1 protein-coding gene is annotated in these 1,385 nt (G+C 53.5%); it reads left to right on the forward strand.

All coding sequences use genetic code 11. The features are described 5' to 3' along the window. Window positions 1-1,385: reverse transcriptase domain-containing protein (locus V6D20_05300; GenBank protein HEY9815206.1), on the forward strand; the 1,385-nt coding region annotated here is incomplete at both ends.

Raw genomic sequence — 1,385 nt, forward strand, 5'->3', positions numbered from 1 at the left:
CATTGCCCAATGGAACAAACAGAAAGAAACCATAGCGAGCGAAAGCTCAGCCCTCAGCTACTCTCACTACAAAGCAGCGGCACAGAGTCCTGCCATCGCAGAAACCGATGCCTACATGCGCAGCGTACCTCGCCGCAACGGATTTGGAGCCAAAGAAGCTAAGAACATCACCGACTTCATGATTCTCAAAAAAGCTGGACTCTTCGACGTTAAAAAGATGCGTATTATTCAATTAATGACAGCCTGGTGGAACGCCAACAACAAATTCGACGGTCGAGCAATGATGGCCAATGCCGAAAAACTCTGTCGGGCCATCAACCAACAATTCGGCAGCCGTAAACGTCACATGGCAGCCAGAGCCGCACTCGCTAAACGAGTGATCCTCGATATCATGAAACAACAAGTCCGGCAAGGATGTGTAATCTCCAACGATGCCAAGTCATGCTATGACCGCATAGTTCACTCTGTCGCCTTTCTCATCATGGCACATATGGGCATGGCCTATACAGTGCTCCTCAGCATGTTCCTGCCACTTCAATATGCCAAACACTTTGTTCGCACCGCCTGGGGAGTCTCCAAACAGCACTACAGCTCCAACCGCGAAGGCACCCCCTTTCATGGCTCAGGCCAAGGGAATGGGGCAGGCCCAGCCATCTGGGCAGTTATCAGCTTCGTCCTCATCCGCATCATGATGCAAGGCCAACAGACAGCCAACTTTCCCTCGGCACTCTCCAACACTGTCCTTTCCCTAGTCTGCCTGGCATTTGTCGACGACACTTATCTCTTTCTCACAGCCCCCACACACGACACCACCCACGCAGAATTCCTCATTTTTGCTCAAGCAGCCCTTAACCATTGGGCAGGCTTACTTCGAGCGACCGGGGGTGCCCTAGTTCCGAATAAAAGCTTCTGGACCTGGATAGACTTCCAATGGGACGGCCTACACTGGCAACCACTCACCCAAGCCTCCATGCCCGGCGACGTTCACGTGGCCCAAGTTGACTCCACCGCTACAGAACCGCTTCAACGCTACGACCAGGGCCATTCCGAAATCACCTTAGGAGTCAGCACAGCCCCCGACGGCAACAGTAAAGGCGTGGCACGCCAACTCATGACAAAAATCACGGCCTTCCTTGCACCACTCCGCTCAGCCAAGCTCGAACGCAACGAAGTTTGGATCGCCCTGACGACTCGTATTGGGAAATCCCTCGGATACGTCATGCCAGCCACCACCCTCAACTACACATCATGGACCACACTCATGAAGCGCCTCCTCTCAGCAACACTACCCAAAGCAGGCATGGCCTCCAACTTCCCGCGAGCCGTCATTTTTGGCCCCTTAGAACATATGGGAGCAGGTTTCATGCACCCTTTCTACCGCCAAG

This window comes from Candidatus Obscuribacterales bacterium, assembly GCA_036703605.1.
Taxonomy (GTDB): domain Bacteria; phylum Cyanobacteriota; class Cyanobacteriia; order RECH01; family RECH01; genus RECH01.